The 21,506-nt window shown below is 53.5% G+C and carries 17 protein-coding genes; 7 read left to right on the top strand and 10 right to left on the bottom strand.

Annotation, left to right across the window (positions count from 1 at the left end; all coding sequences use genetic code 11):
• Nucleotides 1–188: 188 nt before the first annotated feature.
• Entirely contained in the window at nucleotides 189–1,139 is a 951-nt protein-coding gene (gene tal, locus CJP72_RS00970) for a transaldolase (RefSeq protein ID WP_162379043.1), read from the top strand.
• 20 nt (nucleotides 1,140–1,159) lie between these two features.
• Nucleotides 1,160–3,154 carry a transketolase gene (tkt, locus tag CJP72_RS00975; protein ID WP_162379044.1) on the top strand — a complete coding sequence of 665 codons (1,995 nt, stop codon included), beginning with the start codon at nucleotides 1,160–1,162 and terminating at the stop codon, nucleotides 3,152–3,154.
• 230 nt (nucleotides 3,155–3,384) lie between these two features.
• Here the strand turns inward: tkt and CJP72_RS00980 are convergent, their stop codons facing one another.
• From CJP72_RS00980 to aegA, 3 genes are all read right to left on the bottom strand, one after another.
• On the bottom strand, nucleotides 3,385–4,428 hold the full coding sequence (locus CJP72_RS00980; RefSeq protein WP_162379045.1) for a DUF1176 domain-containing protein: 1,044 nt from the start codon (nucleotides 4,426–4,428) through the stop codon (nucleotides 3,385–3,387).
• A 124-nt stretch (nucleotides 4,429–4,552) separates the two neighbouring features.
• Complete coding sequence (nudK, locus tag CJP72_RS00985) at nucleotides 4,553–5,128, bottom strand: GDP-mannose pyrophosphatase NudK (protein WP_162379046.1); 576 nt, start codon at nucleotides 5,126–5,128, stop codon at nucleotides 4,553–4,555.
• Nucleotides 5,129–5,195: 67 nt separating this feature from the next.
• Nucleotides 5,196–7,175, bottom strand: a complete 1,980-nt coding sequence (gene aegA, locus CJP72_RS00990) for a formate-dependent uric acid utilization protein AegA (protein ID WP_162379047.1) — start codon at nucleotides 7,173–7,175, stop codon at nucleotides 5,196–5,198.
• 236 nt (nucleotides 7,176–7,411) lie between these two features.
• Here aegA and narQ point away from each other — a divergent pair, with 236 nt between their 5' ends.
• Complete coding sequence (narQ, locus tag CJP72_RS00995) at nucleotides 7,412–9,112, top strand: nitrate/nitrite two-component system sensor histidine kinase NarQ (protein ID WP_162379048.1); 1,701 nt, start codon at nucleotides 7,412–7,414, stop codon at nucleotides 9,110–9,112.
• Nucleotides 9,113–9,296: 184 nt separating this feature from the next.
• Nucleotides 9,297–12,410 carry a multidrug efflux RND transporter permease AcrD gene (gene acrD / locus CJP72_RS01000; RefSeq protein WP_162379049.1) on the top strand — a complete coding sequence of 1,038 codons (3,114 nt, stop codon included), beginning with the start codon at nucleotides 9,297–9,299 and terminating at the stop codon, nucleotides 12,408–12,410.
• A 93-nt stretch (nucleotides 12,411–12,503) separates the two neighbouring features.
• On the opposite strand, the gene ypfM is transcribed toward acrD, so the two are convergent.
• A complete protein-coding gene (gene ypfM, locus CJP72_RS01005; protein WP_001386977.1) occupies nucleotides 12,504–12,563 on the bottom strand; it encodes a protein YpfM in 60 nt (19 codons plus the stop codon).
• A gap of 412 nt (nucleotides 12,564–12,975) precedes the next feature.
• Here ypfM and CJP72_RS01010 point away from each other — a divergent pair, with 412 nt between their 5' ends.
• From CJP72_RS01010 to CJP72_RS01020, 3 genes are all read left to right on the top strand, one after another.
• Nucleotides 12,976–13,350, top strand: coding sequence for an ArsC family reductase (locus tag CJP72_RS01010; protein WP_162379050.1), 375 nt, complete (start codon nucleotides 12,976–12,978; stop codon nucleotides 13,348–13,350).
• A gap of 108 nt (nucleotides 13,351–13,458) precedes the next feature.
• Nucleotides 13,459–14,586: a succinyl-diaminopimelate desuccinylase gene (dapE, locus tag CJP72_RS01015; protein ID WP_162379051.1), complete on the top strand. Its 1,128-nt coding sequence runs from the start codon at nucleotides 13,459–13,461 to the stop codon at nucleotides 14,584–14,586.
• A 27-nt stretch (nucleotides 14,587–14,613) separates the two neighbouring features.
• On the top strand, nucleotides 14,614–14,814 hold the full coding sequence (locus tag CJP72_RS01020) for a YpfN family protein (protein WP_162379052.1): 201 nt from the start codon (nucleotides 14,614–14,616) through the stop codon (nucleotides 14,812–14,814).
• A 78-nt stretch (nucleotides 14,815–14,892) separates the two neighbouring features.
• Here CJP72_RS01020 and ypfH read toward each other — a convergent pair whose 3' ends face one another.
• The 6 genes from ypfH to dapA form a co-directional block, all read right to left on the bottom strand.
• On the bottom strand, nucleotides 14,893–15,591 hold the full coding sequence (ypfH, locus tag CJP72_RS01025) for an esterase (RefSeq protein ID WP_162379053.1): 699 nt from the start codon (nucleotides 15,589–15,591) through the stop codon (nucleotides 14,893–14,895).
• A gap of 72 nt (nucleotides 15,592–15,663) precedes the next feature.
• On the bottom strand, nucleotides 15,664–17,679 hold the full coding sequence (locus tag CJP72_RS01030; RefSeq protein ID WP_162379054.1) for a tRNA(Met) cytidine acetyltransferase TmcA: 2,016 nt from the start codon (nucleotides 17,677–17,679) through the stop codon (nucleotides 15,664–15,666).
• A gap of 15 nt (nucleotides 17,680–17,694) precedes the next feature.
• Nucleotides 17,695–18,561 (bottom strand): KPN_02809 family neutral zinc metallopeptidase, encoded by an 867-nt coding sequence (gene ypfJ, locus CJP72_RS01035; RefSeq protein WP_162379055.1) that lies wholly within the window; start codon nucleotides 18,559–18,561, stop codon nucleotides 17,695–17,697.
• A 138-nt stretch (nucleotides 18,562–18,699) separates the two neighbouring features.
• Nucleotides 18,700–19,413, bottom strand: a complete 714-nt coding sequence (purC, locus tag CJP72_RS01040; RefSeq protein WP_162379056.1) for a phosphoribosylaminoimidazolesuccinocarboxamide synthase — start codon at nucleotides 19,411–19,413, stop codon at nucleotides 18,700–18,702.
• 110 nt (nucleotides 19,414–19,523) lie between these two features.
• A complete protein-coding gene (gene bamC, locus CJP72_RS01045; RefSeq protein WP_162379057.1) occupies nucleotides 19,524–20,558 on the bottom strand; it encodes an outer membrane protein assembly factor BamC in 1,035 nt (344 codons plus the stop codon).
• A gap of 16 nt (nucleotides 20,559–20,574) precedes the next feature.
• The gene (dapA, locus tag CJP72_RS01050; protein WP_162379058.1) at nucleotides 20,575–21,453 is read right to left on the bottom strand and encodes a 4-hydroxy-tetrahydrodipicolinate synthase; all 879 of its coding nucleotides are present in this window, start codon (nucleotides 21,451–21,453) and stop codon (nucleotides 20,575–20,577) included.
• Nucleotides 21,454–21,506: the final 53 nt, after the last annotated feature.

Here is a 21,506-nt window from a genome sequence, read left to right on the forward strand (position 1 = left end):
TTGAACGTCACCAAACTCTCACTACTCAAAGAAAGAATTTGTTATCAATTTATAACTGCCATGTTACCTGCTTAAACCAACATTACCATGCCCGTCTGCTATGCTTTTTTGTGGTATACCCCATGAATTTCTCAGAAGTGTGAATCAAAGCACTCAGCTAACACTTTACTTTTCAAGGAGTATTTCCTATGAACCAGTTAGACGGCATCAAACAATTCACCACCGTCGTTGCCGACAGTGGTGATATTGAGTCAATTCGCCATTATCACCCCCAGGATGCCACCACCAACCCTTCGCTGTTGTTGAAGGCCGCCGGGCTTGCACAGTACGGTCATCTGGTTGACGACGCGGTTGTCTGGGGCAAACACCACGGAAAAACCCAGCGTAAACAGGTATCTGAAGCCTGCGACAAACTGGCGGTCAATTTCGGTGCGGAAATTCTGAACAGCATTCCGGGTCGCGTGTCGACAGAAGTGGATGCGCGCCTCTCTTTTGACAAAGAAAAGAGTATGCAGAAAGCGCGCCATCTGGTGGACCTCTACCAACAACAAGGTGTCGAAAAGTCACGGATCCTCATCAAGCTGGCCTCAACCTGGGAAGGTATTCGCGCGGCTGAGCAGCTTGAAAAAGAGGGGATCAACTGCAACCTGACGCTGTTGTTTTCGTTCGCTCAGGCACGCGCCTGCGCCGAAGCGGGCGTATTTCTGATCTCACCGTTTGTCGGTCGTATTTACGACTGGTATCAGGCGCGCAGCTCAATGGACCCCTACGTGGTCGATGAAGATCCGGGTGTGAAATCAGTACGTAACATCTACGACTACTTCAAGCAGCATCGCTATGACACCATCGTTATGGGCGCCAGTTTCCGTCGCACCGAACAAATTCTGGCGCTGACCGGCTGCGATCGCCTGACTATCGCCCCTAACCTGCTAAAAGAGCTACAAGATAAGGAGGAGCCAGTTGTCCGCAAACTGGTACCAGCGTCACAAGCCCTTCCCCGCCCAGTGCCAATGACGGAAGCGGAATTTCGCTGGGAACACAATCAGGACGCAATGGCAGTAGAAAAATTATCGGACGGTATTCGTCTGTTCGCCGTTGACCAACGCAAACTGGAAGACCTGCTTGCTGCCAAACTGTAAACCTTGCCACGGAGTGATTTATGACCCGTAAAGATCTTGCCAATGCTGTTCGTGCGCTGAGTATGGATGCCGTGCAAAAAGCCAATTCCGGACATCCCGGTGCGCCAATGGGGATGGCCGATATTGCCGAAGTGCTGTGGAATGATTTTCTGCGCCACAATCCCGCTGACCCCGGCTGGCCCGATCGCGACCGCTTTATTTTGTCCAACGGTCACGCTTCCATGTTGCTGTACAGCCTCCTGCATCTTTCCGGGTACGACTTGTCGTTAGACGAGTTAAAGAATTTCCGTCAGTTGCACTCCAAAACACCGGGACACCCAGAGATCGGCTATACGCCGGGTGTAGAAACCACGACGGGACCGCTGGGTCAGGGCTTAGCCAATGCCGTCGGAATGGCGATCGCCGAACGTACGCTGGCGGCGCAGTTTAATCAGCCCGGTAATGAGATTGTCGATCACTTCACGTATGTGTTTATGGGCGACGGCTGCCTGATGGAAGGGATCTCCCACGAGGCGTGCTCGCTGGCGGGCACGTTAGGGCTCGGTAAACTGATCGGCTTTTACGATCACAATGGCATCTCCATTGATGGCGAAACCAAAGGGTGGTTTACCGATGACACGGCAAAACGCTTCGAGGCATACCACTGGCATGTGGTGGAAGAGATCGACGGTCACGATCCACAAGCGGTGAAAAACGCGATTTTGCAGGCGCAAAGCGTGAAAGATAAACCGTCGCTGATTCTTTGCCGGACGGTGATTGGCTTTGGCTCACCGAACAAAGCTGGCAAAGAAGAGGCGCACGGCGCGCCGCTGGGTCAGGAAGAAGTGGCATTGTCTCGCCAGAAACTGGGCTGGCATCATCCTGCCTTTGAGATCCCTAAAGAGATTTATCAGGCCTGGGATGCCCATGAAAAAGGCGAAAAAACACAACAGGCGTGGAAGACGAAGTTCGCCGCCTATGCAAAAGCGCATCCCGATTTGGCGGCAGAGTTTACTCGTAGGATGAACGGCGACCTGCCCAAATCCTGGGAAAAGACTACCCAGAAATATATCGCCGAACTCCAGGCGAATCCGGCCAAAATTGCCACCCGTAAAGCCTCGCAGAACACCTTGAATGTCTACGGCCCACTGCTGCCGGAACTGCTCGGTGGGTCAGCCGATCTCGCCCCCAGCAACCTGACCATCTGGAAAGGCTCCACCTCACTGACAGAGGATCTGGCAGGAAATTATATTCACTACGGCGTACGTGAATTCGGCATGACCGCCATTGCCAACGGCATTGCCCATCACGGCGGATTTTTACCCTACACCGCGACCTTCCTGATGTTTGTGGAATACGCCCGTAACGCAGCCCGAATGGCAGCGCTAATGAAAGCCCGGCAAATCATGGTCTATACCCATGACTCTATCGGTCTGGGCGAAGACGGTCCGACACACCAGGCGGTTGAGCAGTTAGCGAGCCTGCGACTGACACCAAACTTCAGTACCTGGCGACCGTGCGATCAGGTCGAAGCGGCAGTCGGCTGGAAACTGGCCGTTGAACGGCGTACTGGCCCGACGGCGCTGATCCTCTCTCGCCAGAATCTGGCTCAGATTGAGCGCACCCCCGAGCAGGTCAAAGAGATTGCCCGCGGCGGATATGTGCTGAAAGACAGCGGAGGAAAACCGGATGTGATCCTGATAGCGACCGGCTCCGAAATGGAGATAACGCTACAGGCCGCAGAAAAACTGACAGGAGAAGGCCGCAATGTCCGCGTTGTTTCCCTCCCTTCGACGGATATTTTCGACGCGCAGGATGAAGCGTACCGGGAATCGGTTTTGCCCTCGAAAGTCAGCGCCCGCGTCGCTATCGAGGCGGGTATCGCCGATTACTGGTACAAATATGTCGGGCTGAAAGGGGCTATTGTCGGGATGACCGGCTACGGGGAATCTGCCCCGGCAGAGAAATTATTTCCGTTCTTCGGTTTTACAGTCGAGAACATCGTAGCGAAAGCGCATCACGTATTGAGCCGGTAGGTCAGTGAAAGAATTAAGGAGAATCTTTTAGTCTGGTGAAGGGTGACGTTCACCCTATGACCACTGTTTATCTGAAGCCACACTCCCCGTGAACGCGCAAGGGAGGCTCACCACCGCCTCCCTTGCCCCCTGGCTCCCGGCGGGAAAATTGCCGACGTGTTTGCGTAAGGCTGGGGGAACTCGCAGGGATATCGGGTTACACGTTACTTCACGTCTGCTTGTCGTCACGATCAACGCGTGATCCACAGTGTGGGCCACGCGTCTGGCCCATGCCAGTTGTCACAACTCGGCTCCTGGGCGTAGCGCACCAGACGAAAACGCTGGCCGTCAAAACGCCAGCGAGTCTGAATACCACAGTCGGTTAACCCCCGCCCTTTTGCCAGCGTCACCAACTCACGCGATTTTTCATCAAACGTGGCGTTCATCAACTCCATGTCGTTACTTTCCGCAGCGGAATTAAACGGTAGGCGTAGACGCAGCGATCGGGACGTCAGCGTTTTTTTGCGTGAAACAATCCACGCCAGATCAATGGTGTTATAAGCGCCAGCCTCACAGCCTATCATCATCAGCGCTTTGTCATCGGTCAGGGCGGTGACCCGAACTTCGCGACGCATCGGATCCAGTGAACAACGAAAACCATTCATTCGCCAGTTAGCGTATTCCAGCAGATCGTTGCGTTCTTCATCAGACAGAGGGGTCGGTGTGGGGTTAATCATCGCCACCCCTTTTAACGCAGGCGCAGGCGGCACGCTGAGCGGCGGATCGTCGCCTTTTTCAATCCATGCCGTTTCACTGCCAACACGTTTTTGTTGAGAATCAATAAACAGTAAGGCGGCCTTTAATCCCTCCAGTGAAAGGATTTGCGGCCCCCCGCTCAGGGTAATCGCCCGGGCTTGTTGAATGGTCTGCAAAAATGACGTGATGGTCGCCGCATCGCCCGTCATCAGATGCCACGGCGAGATCTGCCAGCTCTGAGCGTCCAGCGTCAGCGGCTTTCCTTCCAGCAACAGGCGCGATGCAATATCCGCCTCTGTTGCATCAGGGGGCGTTAATCCGCCCAGATCGATGCGTAAAACGGCATCCGTGCGCGCCCCGGCACTGCGACTCAGGGTCATGACCAGACCATGATGTTCACCGCTGTTTCGCGCCACGCAGAAATTTTGATTATTACAGGTCACCTGCCAGTCGGAAAACGTCTGTTGCGCTGGCGCCGCCCACGTAAGTCGGGCCGCGATGACGCTGAGCAGGAAAATGAAAATAACGCGATAGCGCATGGCCGGTACGAACCCCAAAAGTCAAACAGCTTACACAGTGAGTATCTTCGTTGGGGTCCCTATCCGGCTCAATCAGATTTATCGGATTACGTTAAGAAATGTAAATAATTATAACATTTATTTATCAGTCCATTAGGTGTGAAGACTGCAAATAATTGAGTAATAACACCGTCTTACCGTCACGTATTTCACCCGATTTGATCATCTCCAGCGCCTGAGTAAAGGGTAATTCCAGTACGTCGATATCTTCATCTTCCACGCCCCCACCTGCATTGGCGCGCTGGTTATCGCTGTATTCAGCAATAAAGAAGTGGATCAGCTCCGTTACCCCGCCCGGTGACATATACAGCTCAAACAGCTTTTTCACTTCCCCCACCTGGTACCCGGTCTCTTCGATCGCTTCTTTACGGATGCAGGTTTCCGGCTCGTCGTTATCCAACAAACCGGCACAGGTTTCGATCAATTGCCCCGTTTCATTGCCATTAACCCAGGTGGCAACACGAAACTGGCGGATCAGAACAACCGTTTTTTTCTCCGCGTTATACAGCAGAATCGTCGCGCCGTTTCCGCGATCGTAAACCTCGCGTTTGTGGCGGATGACATCCCCATTTTGGCGGGTCAAATCGTAGGTGATGTTGCGCAGGATGAAGTAGTTATCAGAGAGGACTTTATCTTTGATGAGGGTAATTTTTTGCGACATACCGGCTCCACAGCGAGAAGTGAATCACCATACTACGCCGTGAAACCGGATTTGTCGTCAGCCTGACCTAGTGAGATTTGACTGATTTTATCCCCAACCAGTCAATCATCCCCTGCGCGGCATGTCGCCCCTCCGCCATTGCCGTGACCACCAGATCGGCGCCGCGTACCGCATCGCCTCCGGCAAAGATTTTCGGATTGGTGGTCTGATAGCGGAAAGTGCTCTCAACGTTAGCCGCGATCCGTCCCCAGTCGTCCACCTTCACGCCGTGGGCTTCCAGCCACGGCATACCGTGAGGATGAAAACCAAACGCCATAATGACCGCGTCCGCCGGCATGACAAACTCGCTGCCTGCAACAGGTACCGGACGACGTCGCCCTTGCGCATCGGGTTCGCCCAGTTGAGTACGCAGCAAGCGTACGCCGCTCACGCGTCCTTCACCGTTGAGCACCAGATCAACCGGCTGCACGTTGAACTCGAAGTGCGCCCCTTCTTCTTTGGCGTTTTTCACCTCTTTCTTCGAGCCCGGCATGTTGACTTCATCACGGCGATAAGCGCAGGTCACCTTACTGGCGCCGTGGCGCAACGCCGTACGCACACAATCCATTGCCGTATCGCCGCCGCCCAACACCACGACATTCAGCCCGGCGGTATCAATAAAGGGTTCATCCGGCGACTCATCAATTCCCATCACGTTTTTCGTATTGGCGATCAGAAACGGCAGCGCATCGTAAACGCCTGGCGCATCTTCATTCGGCAGATCGGCTTTCATGGAGCGGTAGGTTCCCACGCCGATGAATACGGCATCGAAATCCTCCAGCAGCGCTTCAAGAGTCACCTCTTTGCCCACTTCACAATTCAGCTCAAAATGGATCCCCATTGCGCTGAAGATTTCCCGACGGCGCGCCAGCAGCGATTTATCCAGCTTGAAGGCCGGGATACCGAATGTCAGCAAACCGCCGATCTCCGGGTGACGATCGAACACCGTTGCACTCACGCCATGACGCGCCAGTACATCGGCACAAGCCAGACCTGCCGGTCCCGCGCCGATAATGGCGACACGTTTGTCGACCTTCTGGACATCACTCAGGTCGGGATGCCAGCCTTTGCTTAACGCCCGGTCAGATATGTAGCGCTCAATATTGCCGATCGTGACCGCACCATGCTCGTCGCGAACGGTACACGCCCCTTCACACAATCTGTCCTGGGGGCAAACACGCCCAGTAATTTCCGGCAGACAGTTAGTCTGGTGGGAGAGCTCCACTGCCGCGTCGATGTTTCCGGCTTTGACCAGTTCAATCCACTGCGGAATATGGTTGTGTAATGGGCAGGTCCACTCACAAATACTGTGTTCGCCGCACTTCAGACAGCGCGATGCCTCGCGCTGGGCCTGGAGCGTGCGAAATGGCAGATAAATTTCCTCAAAGGTGGTTTTTCGCGCCTCAATCGCCAGTTTGTCCGGCTCGCCGCGCGGCAGTGTCGCCTGCATCCGCTCAACTTTAGTCACGACATAAGGCGCCATCCCGGCGGCATCGGTATGCCAGGGTTGGTTTTCCTGACGTGCCGTACGCAAACGGCGTGCTTTTGACAAGCTGGCGAGGGACGACTCCGTCACCAGTTGCAGCGCATTGGCCGGGCAGTTTTCTACGCAGGCCGGACCGCCTTCACGATCCTGACACAAGTCGCATTTGTGCGCCGTGGCTTTGACCTGATCGCGCGCGACCGGTGTCAGCACAATTTGCATAGTGCCAAATGGACACGCGACCACGCAGGATTTGCAGCCGATACATTTCTGCTGGTTCACCTGTACGCTGCTGTTAACGTGACTTATCGCGCCGTTTGGACAGCTTCGGGCGCAGGGTGCATCTTCACAGTGGTGGCAGGTCACCGCGCTGCGCTGATGCTGATGTTTGATAACCGTAATCCTGGGTTGATAATGCCGCTGGCTCAGTACATGTTGCTCTGCATTATGGGCCATCACGCAGGCGACCTCACAGGCATGGCAACCCAGACACTGCTGGCTATTAGCCATAATAAAACGATTCATGGCGACCTTCTGTTTTGGTTGTAAAAACCTTATTCTTTATAGGAACAATGTTATTAACCGACCCGACAAGGGTCGGCAATGTTCATTTGCCCAGGATACACAACTATTTATCCAGAACCTGTGGCAGATCAATTTATTTCATGGCAGGTGAAATTGCGTTTTAGTTAATCCAGAACTTTCTTTATCATTTCACCACCTGCGCTTTACTCATTGCCTTTGTACAGAGGATTACGCGTGTGACGGTCAAACGCCCCGTCTCGGCCAGCCTGGCCCGGGCATTTTTTTACATTGTTTTGCTGTCGATACTTTCTACCGGTATCGCGTTGCTGACGCTTGCCAGCAGTTTGCAGGATGCGGAAGCCATTAATATTTCTGGCTCACTGCGGATGCAAAGCTATCGGCTGGGCTACGACCTACAAAGCGGCAGTCCTCAACTAAACGCGCACCGTCAGTTGTTCCAGAAGACCCTGAATTCACCGGTGCTGCAAAAACTGAATACCTGGTACGTTCCGGACGCAGTAAAAAGCGGCTACGGGCGGCTGCATGCAAACTGGCTGGAAATGGACGCACGGCTGGTTGACGGCGATTTGCCGTGGTATCAAAAAAACATCAACGCCTATGTCGACCACATAGATCTGTACGTGCTGGAACTCCAGCGCTATGCCGAGCGTAAAATGATGCTGGTTGTCAGTATCTCGCTGGCAGGCGGGCTGGGAATTTTTACGCTGGTCTTCTTTACGCTACGGCGGATTCGCCACCAGGTCGTGCGGCCACTCAATCAACTGGTGATGGCGAGCCAGCGTATTGAGCACGGGCAGTTTGATGCTCCGCCACTGGATACCGGTTTACCTAACGAGCTGGGTTTGCTCGCAAAAACCTTTAATCAGATGTCGAGCGAACTGTTTAAACTTTATCGTTCGCTTGAGGCCTCTGTTGAAGAGAAAACCCATGATCTGCATGAGGCCAACCGTCAACTTGAGGTGCTTTATCAGTGTTCTCAGGCGCTGAATACCAGTCAGATCGACGTGCACTGTTTCCGCCATATTCTGAAGATCGTGCGGGAAAATGACGCCGCGTATTATCTGGAATTGACCGTAGGCGACAACTGGCGCATCAGCGAAGGAACGCTGAGCGCCGATCTCCCGCTGCAAATCCTGCCCGTCACCATGCAGGAGACAGTCTATGGCGAGTTACACTGGCAAAGCCCTAACGTTAATGCCTCCGCACCGCTGCTGAACAGTGTTTCAAGTATGCTGGGGCGCGGGTTGTACTTTAACCAGGCACAGAAACACTTTCAGCAGTTGCTGTTGATGGAGGAGCGCGCGACCATCGCCCGCGAACTGCACGATTCGCTGGCGCAAATGCTTTCCTATTTACGCATTCAGCTCACCTTGTTAAAACGCTCCGTGGCGGAAGAGAATGCGGGAGCGCAAACCATCCTTTCCGATTTTTCCGTCGCATTGAATGATGCCTGGCGCCAATTGCGTGAGCTACTCACGACTTTCCGTCTGACGCTGCAGCAGGCCGATTTACCCTCGGCATTGCACGAAATGCTCGATACCCTGAAAAATCAAACCTCCGCTAAACTGTCTCTGGACTGTCGCCTGCCCACACTGGCGCTGGATGCGCAAATGCAGGTGCATTTGCTGCAAATTATCCGCGAGGCGGTGTTAAACGCGATTAAACATGCCGATGCCACCGAGATTGCCGTCAGTTGCGTTACGGCGCCGGACGGAAATCATACCGTCTACATTCGGGATAATGGCGTGGGAATTGGCGAACCGAACGAACCACCGGGACACTATGGCCTGAACATTATGCGTGAGCGTGCTGAAAGGCTCAGCGGTACCTTACATTTTTCTCAGCCTTCCGGGGGAGGTACGCTGGTGAGTATCAGTTTCCGGTCATCAGAAACGAAAGAGGGTCAACTGACATAAAGAATGGCAAAGCGTCAGAAAACCTGAACACAGGCCAGGGGCGACTGGCACAAAACGTACGCCGTAACCAGGTATGATAATTTACATTATCTCCTTTTTTTCTCCACGTTTGCCTGACGCCCTGCCGCTACAGTAGTGCAGGTCATACCCATAACGATACGTAGAAACACGAGGTCCTCTTTTAATGGCGAATTTTTTCATTGATCGCCCCATTTTTGCCTGGGTGCTGGCAATACTGTTGTGCCTGACAGGAACCCTGGCCATCTTATCTTTGCCCGTTGAACAATACCCCGATCTGGCGCCTCCAAACGTGCGAATCAACGCAAACTATCCGGGCGCTTCCGCACAAACGCTGGAAAATACCGTCACTCAGGTTATCGAACAAAATATGACAGGTCTCGATAATCTGATGTACATGTCATCGCAGAGCAGCGGAACAGGACAAGCGTCGATCACACTCAGCTTTATTGCCGGGACCGATCCGGATGAAGCTGTTCAGCAGGTACAAAACCAGCTGCAATCCGCGATGCGTAAATTGCCACAGGCGGTACAGGATCAAGGCGTCACCGCGCGAAAAACCGGGGATACCAATATCCTGACCATCGCGTTTGTGTCTACCGATGGCTCAATGGATAAGCAGGATATTGCCGACTACGTCGCCAGTAATATTCAGGATCCGCTGAGTCGCGTGAACGGCGTGGGGGACATTGATGCCTACGGCTCACAGTATTCAATGCGAATCTGGCTGGATCCCGCCAAACTGAACAGCGTTCAGATGACCGCCAAAGACGTGACCGATGCCATTGAGTCGCAGAATGCGCAGATCGCCGTCGGACAGCTTGGCGGTACGCCTTCGGTGGACAAGCAGGCGCTGAACGCCACCATCAATGCGCAATCGCTGCTGCAAACGCCCGATCAATTCCGTGCGATTACGCTGCGTGTTAATCAGGACGGTTCCGAGGTTAAACTGGCAGATGTCGCCACCGTCGAAATGGGGGCGGAAAAATACGATTATATCAGTCGCTTTAATGGCAATCCGGCCTCGGGTCTTGGGGTAAAACTGGCCTCTGGCGCCAATGAAATGGCCACCGCCAGTCTGGTTCTTCACCGTCTGGATGAACTGGCGCAGTACTTCCCGCATGGGCTGGAATACAAGTTGGCCTATGAAACCACCTCCTTCGTTAAAGCCTCTATTGAAGACGTGGTAAAAACACTGCTGGAAGCCATCTTGCTGGTGTTCCTCGTCATGTACCTGTTCCTGCAAAACTTCCGTGCGACGCTTATCCCGACCATTGCGGTGCCCGTAGTATTGATGGGCACCTTCTCGGTGCTCTACGCGTTTGGTTACAGTATCAATACGTTGACGATGTTCGCGATGGTACTGGCGATTGGCCTGTTGGTCGATGACGCCATCGTGGTCGTTGAAAACGTTGAGCGAATCATGAGTGAGGAAGGGCTCTCTCCGCGCGAAGCGACACGCAAATCGATGGGGCAAATTCAGGGGGCGCTGGTCGGTATCGCGATGGTGCTTTCCGCAGTATTTGTGCCGATGGCTTTCTTCGGCGGGACAACCGGGGCAATTTATCGACAGTTCTCAATCACCATTGTTGCCGCAATGGTGCTCTCCGTGCTGGTAGCGATGATCCTGACGCCTGCCCTGTGCGCCACGTTGTTAAAACCCCTGCATAAAGGCGAACACCACGGGCAAAAAGGATTCTTCGGCTGGTTTAACCGCAGCTTTAACCGCAATACTGAACGTTACGAAAAAGGGGTCGCGAGAATTCTGCATCGCAGCCTGCGCTGGATAGTGATCTACGTGCTGCTGCTTGGCGGTATGGTGTTCCTGTTTTTGCGCCTGCCAACCTCATTTTTGCCGCTGGAAGATCGCGGCATGTTCACGACCTCAGTCCAGTTACCCAGCGGGGCAACGCAGCAACAGACACTGAAAGTGGTAGAGGAAGTCGAGAAATATTTCTTTACCCATGAGAAAGACAACATCATGTCCGTCTTCTCAACGGTCGGCTCAGGCCCGGGCGGAAACGGGCAGAACGTAGCTCGAATGTTTGTCCGTTTAAAAGACTGGGGCGAACGAGACACCACAACGGGCACGTCGTTTGCCATTATTGAGCGTTCAACAAAAGCCTTTAGCAAGATTAAAGAAGCCAGGGTATTCGCCAGTAGTCCCCCCGCGATCAGCGGTCTTGGCAGTTCTGCTGGGTTTGATATGGAGCTTCAGGATCACGCTGGTGCCGGGCATGACGCCCTGATGGCTGCCCGCGACCAAATGATTGAGCTTGCTGGAAAAGACAGCCTGTTGACCCGTGTTCGCCACAATGGCCTCGACGACAGCCCGCAGTTGCAAATTGAAATTGACCAACGTAAAGCGCAGGCGCTTGGCGTCTCTATCGACGATATCAACGATACGTTGCAAACGGCCTGGGGTTCGACCTACGTCAACGACTTTATGGACCGGGGTCGTGTGAAGAAAGTGTACGTCCAGGCGGAGGCAAAATACCGCATGTTGCCAGGGGATATCAATCTCTGGTACGTGCGCAATAAAGACGGCGGGATGGTGCCTTTCTCCGCCTTTGCAACCTCATTCTGGGAGACCGGTTCACCGCGTCTGGAGCGCTATAACGGCTACTCTGCGGTAGAAATTGTGGGGGAAGCCGCCCCCGGCGTCAGCACCGGCACCGCGATGGATATTATGGAGTCGCTGGTACGCCAATTGCCGACAGGTTTTGGTCTGGAGTGGACCGCAATGTCATATCAGGAACGCCTCTCTGGCGCACAAGCGCCAGCGCTGTATGCTATCTCGCTACTGGTGGTGTTCCTTTGTCTGGCGGCGCTGTATGAAAGCTGGTCAGTGCCGTTCTCTGTGATGCTGGTCGTGCCGCTGGGCGTTATCGGTGCCCTGCTCGCTACATGGATGCGCGGTCTGGAAAACGACGTCTATTTCCAGGTGGGGTTACTCACGGTCATTGGTCTCTCGGCGAAAAACGCCATTCTGATTGTCGAGTTCGCCAACGAGATGAATGAGAAAGGACACGATCTGCTGGAGGCCACTCTGCATGCCTGTCGTCAGCGCTTACGACCGATTCTGATGACCTCGCTGGCGTTTATCTTCGGGGTGTTGCCGATGGCGATCAGCAATGGCGCGGGTTCCGGTGGTCAGCATGCCGTAGGGACCGGTGTGATGGGCGGCATGATCTCTGCCACGATTTTGGCTATCTACTTCGTACCGTTGTTCTTCGTCCTGGTGCGTCGGCGTTTTCCGCTAAAACCGCGACCAGAATAATCCCGCCATAAAAAAGGCGACCTGCTACGGGTCGCCTTTTCTGTGTGAAACCTTCACACTATGATTATTTCACTGCTTATTTCTTCCTGAAAACTATTTACGAAGCATCACTTCAATAAAGTCTTTCCAGTTCCCCAGTTCACGTTCAATCATAACAACCTCTCTTATTATTATGGGTATTCTACGGAAACATTATCTTCAGGTGAAGACAATTTAACCGATTACTGCGATTACATTCTCCAAAGAGCGAGACTATGTCATCACTATGGTTCGATACCCGCCATTTTTATGTGACTAACTGCAATATTTCGCAACAATCATACATCTTCTACGACTTTCTTATTTTTAATGTGAAAACAGTCAATTGCAACGGGTGAGAATCTGAATTTCAGATCTGCGAAATATTCAAGAACATTCATGTATCATTATTCACAACGCATTCAACAGTGTTATATTTTACGTTCGTCATTACCTGAGAAATAACAGCGATGATGACTATTCCGCGTGGTCATGTGCTGCGATAATATTGCTTAATTATTCGAAATTCGCGTAAAAGGATTCAAAAATGGTTACCGTCTTCGGCATCAAAAACTGCGACACCATCAAAAAAGCACGGCGCTGGCTGGAGGCGCACAGCATTGACTACCGTTTCCACGATTACCGTGTGGACGGGTTAGAGAGTGAATTATTGAATACTTTTATTGCTGAACTCGGCTGGGAAGCGTTACTGAATACCCGTGGCACGACCTGGCGCAAACTTGATGAAGCGACGCGTAACAGTATTACCAATGCCAATGCCGCCGCCGCATTGATGACAGAAATGCCAGCAATTATAAAACGACCATTGCTCTGGACGCCCGGTAAGCCTATGCTGCTTGGCTTTAGCGAATCCAGTTATACTCTGTGGATTTCGGGTTGCGAGAAAGCGACAAGCGAATGAGTCCCCAAAAGCAAACTTCAGTCAGTGACTGGAGTGAGTCAACGTCGTCGCAGCACATGCAACTTGAAAGGCGACGAGTATTAGCCGTTTTTTAATGAGGTGTAATCTATGTCGTGCCCGGTTATTGAGCTGACACAGCAGCTTATTCGCCGCCCTTCCCTGAGCCCGGATGATGCGGGATGTCAGGCGTTAATGATTGAACGCCTGCGCGCTATTGGTTTTACCGTCGAGCGCATGGATTTTGGTGACACACAGAATTTCTGGGCATGGCGCGGAGAAGGTGAAACCCTGGCCTTTGCCGGCCACACCGATGTAGTACCCGTCGGCGATGTCGATCGGTGGATTAACCCGCCTTTCGAGCCAACGATCCGTGACGGTATGCTGTTCGGGCGCGGCGCAGCAGACATGAAAGGTTCACTGGCGGCCATGGTTGTGGCGGCAGAACGCTTCGTTGCTCAGCATCCCAATCACCGTGGACGTCTGGCGTTTTTGATAACCTCAGATGAAGAAGCCAGCGCGCAAAATGGCACCGTTAAAGTGGTTGAAGCACTGATGGCGCGCCGCGAAAGACTCGATTACTGTCTGGTGGGCGAACCCTCCAGTACGGAAATCGTCGGTGACGTGGTGAAAAATGGTCGTCGTGGTTCACTGACCTGTAATCTCACAATCCACGGTGTCCAGGGTCACGTGGCTTACCCACATCTGGCAGATAACCCCGTTCACCGCGCAGCGCCCATGCTGAACGAACTGGTGGGGATCGAGTGGGATCAGGGTAATGAATTCTTCCCTGCCACCAGCATGCAGATAGCCAACATTCAGGCAGGCACGGGCAGTAATAACGTGATCCCGGGCGAACTGTTTGTCCAGTTCAATTTCCGTTTTAGCACGGAACTGAACGACGAGATGATCAAGTCCCGCGTGCTGGCACTGCTCGACAAACATCAGTTGCGCTACACCGTCGATTGGTGGCTTTCCGGCCAGCCTTTCCTGACGGCACGCGGCAAACTGGTGGATGCGGTGGTGAATGCCATTGAGCACTATAATGAGATCAAACCCCAACTGCTCACGACGGGTGGCACATCCGATGGGCGGTTTATTGCACGTATGGGGGCACAAGTGGTGGAACTGGGACCGGTTAACGCCACCATTCATAAAATTAATGAATGTGTTAATGCGGCCGATCTGCAACTACTTGCCCGTATGTATCAACGTATCATGGAGCAACTCGTCGCCTGATGAGTGTTCCTGCAAGAGGAAATAAGCATGGACTGGCTGGAAAAATATTGGTGGATTCTGGTACTGGTATTTCTGGTAGGCGTACTGCTGAACGTGATCAAAGATCTCAAGCGCGTCGACCATAAAAAATTCCTCGCCAATAAGCCGGATCTTCCCCCACATCGTGACTTTAACGACAAGTGGGACGACGATGACGATTGGCCGAAGAAAGATCAACCGAAGAAGTAACCCGTAGGCCGGATAAAACGCGTAGCGTTGCCATCCGGCACTCGCGCCTGATGGCGCTACGCGTATCAGGCCTACAGATTAGATCATCTCAATCACATCATCATCATGGGGCGTACCACCGCTCAGCGCTTCATCGAAGTAATGCTTCGGTACGGTATAGCGCAAATGATCGAGTGCAAACTGCATACTGCGGTCATCAATGGCGTGACCTAAATCTTCCACGATATCCAGCGTGACATCGCCACCCGCGCGTAATAAGGCTTCCTGGGCCGCCACCGCATGCGATAACTCAATCACCCGATCCTCGCCGCCATGAATCAAATGCACGGTCGTCGCAGTTGTCGCGGTTTGTGGCAGACTGGCGTAACGACCATTAAACGCAATCACTCTGGAAGCCAAGCCCGAATGCGCTTTCACGCTTTCGAGCGACATAATTGCGCCTTGCGAAAAACCAATCAGCGCTGTGGCCTTCGCATCCACTCCGCTCTGCTGTTGCCAGTAGCGAATGGTTTCAACGAATACCGGCATAATAGCGTCTACCCGCGCCTGACGATTTTCTTCCGTCACGCCCTGTACGGAAAACCACTGGCGTCCCGGAGCCAAACCACAAGGTTCTGCGCCCCCAATGCTGACGATCAGTGCTTGCGGAAACAGGGGAATAAACCAGCGCCCCAATTCCCCCATCGCAACCGGGTTGTCACCCACGCCATGAAACAGCAGCAACAACTGTTGCGCAGGTTGGGCAGGACTTTGAACAACAAAATGGTCATGTTTCATGGCAATCTCCTTAACTGATGAGTCGATTCTACGCCGCTTAATCACAATGACCATGCCAGGAAATTGAAGGAGTTAGTGAAAAAATTGCCATTGCAAAATACGATCATGTAACCGCTGCGCGCGTCCGGCATCCAGCGATGCCAGCGCCAGCGCCACTTCCGTTCTTTGCATTGCCAGCAACGCCTTGCGCCCTGACAGAGACAGTCTGGCGCACAATTGCATTTCACTGTCTTTGTCCTGCAAACGTCCACGTAACCCAGGAAGCGGGAGATAGCAGGCCTCCAGCAGACGGCTAAGGCTGCCTATTGACGTCAGCAGCGGGCGATGGGCAAAAGCAAAACCCGCCAGCGCCTGCCAGTCATCATCATTAAGCGTAACCTCTTTCAGCGGGATAACCGGAACCGCTTCACCATTCCAGTGAGACAATGCCACCGCATCTCGTCGTAGCCGGTGATGTTCACGCTCTGCCAGCTGTTTCCCCGCCTCGCTGATCGGGAAAATGGCCATCGCGGTAAAACACCCACTACTCGCTTCACGATGGTTACCCATCCGAACCAGTATGAACCCACAGCGTTGCCAGAAACGCCACAATGTCTCCGTGAAACCAAAGCTGACGGAGAGATAATCAAGCTGAGCCGCGTCGGCACAGGCTCGCGCAATCAACTGTTGACCGAGACCTTCACGTTGCCTTGTTGGATGTACAGCAATGCGGCTCACGCGTCGCCCCGTCAGTGTTGCCGCCAGCGGACAGCCGCCATGCGCCGCCAGCGACTGAGCAACCAGATTGCCTCTGGGTCGGCGGTAGCCCGCCCAGACCGCCTGACTCAAACGGGCGGGTAATCCACCTTCATCCACCAGCCAGACGGCACCGGCCACACGATCGGTCCCCGAGGCCTGAAGAAAATGCTGACCGGGAGCATCCATCATGCGGCGTAAATCCAGTGGCGATGTGCGATAGTGCGCGCCAGAGAGCAACCGATATACCGCTAGCGGCAGTTCCGGGTTTGTGCGCCAGGCGTCCTGTTCAAACGCAGAGATACGAATATCACCCCGAGGGGTCTGCACGAACGTTTCGTCATCAAAAACCAATGCGTCGCTGACTGTTTTTTCCAGCGGGCATCCTTGCGCCCAACGAATCGGTTGTTGCAGCTCAAAACGTTGCAGATGCGCAAAATGAGCGCAAAACTTCAGTAAAAAGCCGCGACCAGTGCCTTCATAACCCTGAACGGTGGTGGTCAACAGCGTGCGAGGAAACCGCGCAACCAGGCGATGAAGTAACGGAGCGGGAAGTGCCGCGGCTTCATCAACAATCAGCCAGTCAGCGGACTCAGTGCCCGCCAGTAACATATCCGGCGCAACAAAACGAAATTTGTCACCGGCGAACTGCGCCAGTACGTCCGTTGCCGCTTTCGCCGGTGCGGTCACAATCGCCGTACCGCCGATTCGCCGGATCAACTGCCCTGCCAACGCTGATTTTCCCCGACCACGCGCGGCGGTGACGGTGGCCACGCCAGAAGGCATTTGCAACAACTGCCGCAAAATATCGGCTTGTTCAGGCTGTGGCTCACCCGATGCGGGCTGCCAGTCGTTACGGGGAGGAAAATGCGGCCACGAGAAGGGCTGATTCTGTTGCCAGTGCAACACCTGCTCATCGCGGGTGATGCACCGCATAAAATGCTGGACAAAGTGGGGGGTGGGAATCGGGTGTGGGCAGTCACTCCAGCGCAGCGAATCTTCGTCAGGGTGATTTTCCCAGGCCGCATACTCAGGCGTCAGCAATACCAGCCAGCTTCCCGCCTGAAGCGTCCCACTCAACGCGGCAAACGCGGCGGCGTCAAATCCCTGGTGCGCATCAAATACCGCATGACGAAACTCTCGCCCCAATAATGTTTGAAGCGCCTGAGGCCGACAATGCGGCTCAACGGGCGCTTCAGATGCGACCCACAACCAGTCGCCCGGTAACGCGTCGCGAAGCATGAGCGCCTGTTCACCGCACCAGCGTTCATCACCACTGAGAACCAATAGACGGCGTATTCCCTGCTGCGTCATTTGCGCAGTTAAGGTACTCAGCACATTATTTTCCGACATCCCTGCCCCGGTCGATTAAAAGCCTTTGCCAAAGGTATTACATTGTGCCGGATCTCCGCTATCAAATCCGCGTTTAAACCAGGTGTAACGCTGCTCAGATGTTCCGTGCGTAAAGCTGTCCGGGACAATACGCCCCTGACCCTGCTGTTGCAGACGATCATCGCCAATCGCCTGAGCGGCATTCAACGCTTCTTCCAGGTCACCCGACTCCAGGACGCCCTGATGTTTCATGCTGTTGCCCCAGACACCGGCAAAACAATCCGCCTGTAATTCCATACGTACGGAAAGCTGGTTTGCTTCTGTTTGTGACGCGTTCTGCTGCAACTGACGTACTTTCGGTTCAATACCCAGCAGTTTTTGCACGTGGTGCCCCACTTCGTGGGCAATCACATAACCCTGAGCGAAATCGCCATCGGCGCCCAGTTTGTTCTTCATGTCATCATAGAACGACAGATCGATGTAGACAGTACCGTCCGCCGGGCAGTAAAACGGCCCCATGACCGACTGGCCCGCACCGCACCCGGTACGCGTCGCGCCACGATACATCACCAGCTTCGGTTGCTGGTAGGTATTCCCCATCTTTTCAAACTGTTGTCCCCAGGTGTCTTCTGTTGTTGCCAGGATCACCGAGGTAAATTTTGCCGCTTCATCATCATTCGGGCTGATGGAACGTGTCGTTTGTTGTTGCGAGACCGGTTCACCAGTCATTAAGCCGGTTAAATCCACACCGTAATAACCCGCCACCAACACCACAATCAGCAGAATGATACCGCCTTTGCCACTCGGCAAACGAAAGCCAGGACCGCCCATAGAAGGGCCACCACCGGTGCTGTTGCGCCTGTCTTCCACATTGTCACTTTCACGACGCCCTTGCCAGCGCATAGTCATACCTCATCAATATATTCGTTATAGTGATGATCGTAGGCGCTCAGGGAGAGGATTACCATAAGAAACAGCTACCAGAATCGGCTGTTCGGGATGAACCGGAGGGTTTTTACCCCTCCGGCTTAAGAGAATATGTTAGTCTAACTTTACACCCAGGCGGTGTGCGACGGCTTCATAGGCTTCGATCAGGCCGCCAAGACTCTGACGGAAACGGTCTTTATCCATTTTATCCAGCGTCTCTTTATCCCACAGACGACTGCCGTCCGGAGAGAACTCATCACCCAGTACCACTTCACCTTTGTACAGACCGAATTCCAGTTTGAAGTCGACCAGAATCAGGCCAGCGTCATCAAACAGCTTTTTCAGCACATCATTGGCTTTGTAAGTTAACTCTTTCATCCGTGCCAAATTTTCTTTGCTCACCCAGCCAAAGGTTTCGCAGTAGGATTCGTTAACCATGGGATCATGCATAGCGTCGTTTTTCAGGAACAGGTCGAACAACGGCGGGTTCAGTTCGATGCCTTCCTCAACGCCTAAGCGTTTTACCAAAGAGCCTGCCGCGCGGTTACGTACCACACACTCTACCGGCACCATATCCAGCTTTTTCACCAAACACTCGGTGTCGGAAAGCAGTCGCTCCATCTGGGTCGGGATACCCGCTTCTGCCAGTTTGGTCATAATGAAATGGTTAAATTTGTTGTTCACCATCCCTTTGCGATCAAATTGTTCAATGCGCGCGCCATCCCCTGCTGACGTATCATTGCGGAATTCGAGCACCAACAGGTCCGGGTTTTCCGTGCTGTATACGGTTTTCGCTTTACCACGATACAACTCAGCTTGCTTTTGCATCTTTAACACTCCTGGGTGTGAATTAACGATAAAAATTGCGTTTTTCTGCCGACGCACACGTTTGCGTATCATATCAGAAAAAAGGGCCGGATATCTCCAGCCCTGATTTATTACTTACTGAATGCAGCCTGGAAGACGGCAACCAGGGCATCGTTTTGCGATTGCGTCAGGGTATGACCCTTCGGATCGATAAACTGCAAGCTGCTACGATTATCTAAATCACCGACCTGCAATTTATAGTCGCCGGAAACCAGTCCCGGATCGCTTGCGCCCAGTTCCTGCCAGTTGCTGTCAGAAAGGGGTTTATAGGTCACAGCGAGACTCCCCTTCGAACGCGTGCTGTCGGTCACTGTCATGCCCACTTTTTCAAGCGCTGCCGGCAGACGCTGCCAGACGATGTTATACGGACCACGTACCACCAACATCGGCAAGCCGGTGTCGTCGGCCGCACTCTGTACGTCCATGGTCGCAGCAGAACGATTCTGCGCCGCATTCGCCGCGTCAGTGGCCGTCTTATCGAGACCCGCAGAGATGACATTCATCATCTCTGCGCTGTAACGCTGCAACGATGCCGCATCGGCAACCGGTTTACCCGCCTGCTCCAGGTTAACCAGTTTCACTGAGACAGCCTGTTGATAACCTTGCGGTTTAACAGAGATTTGATAACGTCCGCGATACTGCTCGTCTTCATCCAGACGGTTCCAGTCAACCCAACCGGTCGTCAGCGTCTGAGTGGCATCATCACGTTTTTCAATCGGGTAGTTTTTAGACTGAATCAGACTAACAACCTGTGGCCACAGCGTGGTGCTACGACCGTTGTCCACCAGCAGAGTTGCAGTATCGCCAGTAAACTGGGTACGCGCACCGCTGACCAGCGCTAACGGCTGAGCTGGCGGGCGAATGTCCAGCGCTTTACCCACTGCACCGCTGCCGTTGGTCACCGGAATGTTGTAGTCGCCTGCTTGCACCGGCAGAATCATTCCTGCAGGAGCATGAAGTTCAGCAAGCGGTGCCGCATCCAGATAGGATTCATCACCACTCACCTGGCGCTTGTAGCGCGAGTCAGAACTACAGGCCGCGAGCAACATAACAAGCGAAACACCCGCAACCTTGGCCAGGCGCGACTTTTGTACTGAGTAAGCCATCAAATCTCCCTAAACTTTACAGCAAACCGGCATGCTTAAGCGCCGCTTTGACAATCTCACGACCATTATCCGTGATCGGCGTCATTGGCAGGCGCAGCGTGTCGGTCGCCACAAGACCCAACTCCTTACATGCCCATTTCACCGGGATAGGATTGGGTTCGACAAATAGTTTGTTGTGTAACGGCATCAGGCGCTGATTGATCACACGCGCCTCGGCAAAACGCCCTTCTGCCGCCAGTTTGCACATTTCAGCCATATCGCGCGCTGCAACGTTAGTTGTTACAGAAATCACGCCATGACCACCGAGCTGCATAAAGTCCATCGCAGTCGCATCATCACCGCTAAGCAGAGCGAACTCATCTGAAACCAGCTCTTTGATCTGGTGAACGCGACTTAAGTTCCCTGTTGCCTCTTTAATAGCGACAATATTTTTCACCTTCGCCAGGCGACCAACGGTTTCCGGCAGCATATCGCAGCCAGTACGGGAGGGCACATTATACAGAATTTGCGGCAGGTCGGTGTGCTCAGCGATGGCTTTGAAATGCTGGAACAACCCTTCCTGCGTCGGGCGGTTATAGTACGGTGTCACCGTCAGACAACCGACAATACCGCTGTCGTTGAAACGCTGAGTCAGGCTAATGGCTTCCGCCGTAGCATTGGCGCCCGTTCCGGCGATCACCGGAATACGCCCATCAGCCAGATCCAGCGTCATCATCACCACATCGCCATGCTCATCATGACTCAGCGTCGCAGACTCGCCCGTGGTGCCAACAGAAACAATCGCCGAAGTGCCGCTAGCGACATGATAATCAATCAGTTTTTTAAGGCTTGACCGGCAGACATTACCTTTTTCATCCATCGGTGTAACAAGCGCGACAATACTTCCCGTGAACATGGGCCATCCTCTGTGCAAACAAGTGTCTCAATGGTACGTTTGGTACGACAATA

The organism is Citrobacter sp. NCU1 (genome assembly GCF_010231475.1).
Lineage (GTDB): Bacteria > Pseudomonadota > Gammaproteobacteria > Enterobacterales > Enterobacteriaceae > Citrobacter_D.

Coding starts and splice junctions, on each gene's coding strand:
- tal (WP_162379043.1), top strand. CDS start 189: ATGAACCAGTTAGACGGCATCAAACAATTCACCACCGTCGTTGCCGAC.
- tkt (WP_162379044.1), top strand. CDS start 1,160: ATGACCCGTAAAGATCTTGCCAATGCTGTTCGTGCGCTGAGTATGGAT.
- CJP72_RS00980 (WP_162379045.1), bottom strand. CDS start 4,428: ATGCGCTATCGCGTTATTTTCATTTTCCTGCTCAGCGTCATCGCGGCC.
- nudK (WP_162379046.1), bottom strand. CDS start 5,128: ATGTCGCAAAAAATTACCCTCATCAAAGATAAAGTCCTCTCTGATAAC.
- aegA (WP_162379047.1), bottom strand. CDS start 7,175: ATGAATCGTTTTATTATGGCTAATAGCCAGCAGTGTCTGGGTTGCCAT.
- acrD (WP_162379049.1), top strand. CDS start 9,297: ATGGCGAATTTTTTCATTGATCGCCCCATTTTTGCCTGGGTGCTGGCA.
- CJP72_RS01010 (WP_162379050.1), top strand. CDS start 12,976: ATGGTTACCGTCTTCGGCATCAAAAACTGCGACACCATCAAAAAAGCA.
- dapE (WP_162379051.1), top strand. CDS start 13,459: ATGTCGTGCCCGGTTATTGAGCTGACACAGCAGCTTATTCGCCGCCCT.
- CJP72_RS01020 (WP_162379052.1), top strand. CDS start 14,614: ATGGACTGGCTGGAAAAATATTGGTGGATTCTGGTACTGGTATTTCTG.
- ypfH (WP_162379053.1), bottom strand. CDS start 15,591: ATGAAACATGACCATTTTGTTGTTCAAAGTCCTGCCCAACCTGCGCAA.
- CJP72_RS01030 (WP_162379054.1), bottom strand. CDS start 17,679: ATGTCGGAAAATAATGTGCTGAGTACCTTAACTGCGCAAATGACGCAG.
- ypfJ (WP_162379055.1), bottom strand. CDS start 18,561: ATGCGCTGGCAAGGGCGTCGTGAAAGTGACAATGTGGAAGACAGGCGC.
- purC (WP_162379056.1), bottom strand. CDS start 19,413: ATGCAAAAGCAAGCTGAGTTGTATCGTGGTAAAGCGAAAACCGTATAC.
- bamC (WP_162379057.1), bottom strand. CDS start 20,558: ATGGCTTACTCAGTACAAAAGTCGCGCCTGGCCAAGGTTGCGGGTGTT.
- dapA (WP_162379058.1), bottom strand. CDS start 21,453: ATGTTCACGGGAAGTATTGTCGCGCTTGTTACACCGATGGATGAAAAA.